We start from the raw sequence: 1,261 nt of genomic DNA, 5'->3' as shown, positions 1-1,261 counted from the left end.
CTTGGTCCTCCGTTTCCTAAACATAGCGGTGGACCAGTTCAGTCGGGGTGGCTCAGCCGACGGCACGGTGCTGGATCTGGCGGGGATTCGAGAGAAAACCCTCACAGGTGGCGTAGACAATGACACCATTATTGGCTTCTCTTCCAACGACGTGATCGATGGCGGTGCAGGGGATGACGTTCTAACTGGCGGTAGTGGTGCGGATGAGTTTGTCTTCAATGCACAGATCGCCAGCGGTGCGGACCGGATAACTAACTTCGAGTTAAACTCGGACAAGTTGAAAATGGCTGGAATCACATTCTCGGCCCTCACCCTAGTTGACACCGGCTCCGGAACGCGGGTCGAGTGGGACAATGGGTCCGTTGAACTCGAAAACATCACTGTTGCATCGCTGACAGAGGATCAGTTCTGGTTCGTCTAACCGAAATACACATTGCGTGCAGGTTGCTTGTTTGTAGCCCTGCACGCAAGATTCTATTGGCACTTGAATTTCGAGGCCAGCCTCTGCGGCAGCAGTAGGTGAATGGCAGATATGTTGCCCGTCTCGCTGTTTCATGTCGAGCGCGGTGAAGGATCATTGTTCCCCATGTTCTCCTCTTGTTTCTCACAACGCCCATCGGCCTTTATCAACCAAAGACAGCAACTTCCGATTTGATGATGATGCCGCCGTCTGGGCTTCTTCGCATCTGTCGTCCAACGATGGTTCGAAAGACGTTTGGCAGTTGCAAGGCCGGAGATACTCGGGAGCAGAGAGTTCGCGTCCTTTACGGTTCTTCCGGGTGGACGTTCCAGTTGCGATGCGCTGGGACCAGTGAAAACCTATCTCGTTAAAATACAGGTCCGCACCCGGTTCGACGGAAAGATCATGAGGCCCCATTCAGAGCGTAGACGATCTCGGAAATCCGTTTGGGCGACGTGGCAACATCAAGTCGAACGGTGACGTCACCGTGGACGATCTCAATCCCGATAGCGGGTTCTGACGGCGATACCGGTGTCTCGGGTTCGATCACAACCGGCGCAAATTCCGCGCCAGACGACGACACTCAGACAAATGGTTTGGACGCATGCCGGCGCGTCGGGTGACCTCGTTTACCGTCACCCCAGGAACCAGAGTTTCCGCAACAAGCTGACCTTTGACCTCTTCCGGCCAACGCCGTTTGCCATCCCGACCAATCAAAATCTCATGGCCCGCAACGGACTCCAAAGAGAGGTGGTTCGGTTCGTTTGAACAGTTTCGAGCCGTTTCGTAAGTGGATTTCCC

The 1,261-nt window shown here is 54.5% G+C and carries 2 protein-coding genes and 2 pseudogenes; 1 reads left to right on the top strand and 3 read right to left on the bottom strand.

Annotated elements, in window-relative coordinates; genetic code table 11:
• A pseudogene (locus tag GOW16_RS22610) lies at window positions 1–421 on the top strand (hypothetical protein); the annotation flags it as partial.
• Between the two features lie 205 nt (window positions 422–626).
• On the opposite strand, the pseudogene GOW16_RS22935 reads toward GOW16_RS22610, so the two are convergent.
• From GOW16_RS22935 to GOW16_RS22600, 3 genes and pseudogenes are all read right to left on the bottom strand, one after another.
• A pseudogene (locus GOW16_RS22935) lies at window positions 627–844 on the bottom strand (IS1595 family transposase); the annotation flags it as partial.
• A 19-nt stretch (window positions 845–863) separates the two neighbouring features.
• Window positions 864–1,010: a hypothetical protein gene (locus tag GOW16_RS22605; protein ID WP_170419823.1), complete on the bottom strand. Its 147-nt coding sequence runs from the start codon at window positions 1,008–1,010 to the stop codon at window positions 864–866.
• On the bottom strand, window positions 1,007–1,261 hold a 255-nt coding region (locus GOW16_RS22600; protein ID WP_170419821.1), incomplete at its 5' end, for a transposase. The genes GOW16_RS22600 and GOW16_RS22605, both read right to left, overlap by 4 nt.

This window comes from Ruegeria atlantica (assembly GCF_013033965.1).
Lineage (GTDB): Bacteria > Pseudomonadota > Alphaproteobacteria > Rhodobacterales > Rhodobacteraceae > Ruegeria > Ruegeria atlantica_D.
This window is presented reverse-complemented; position numbering and strand designations above follow the sequence as displayed.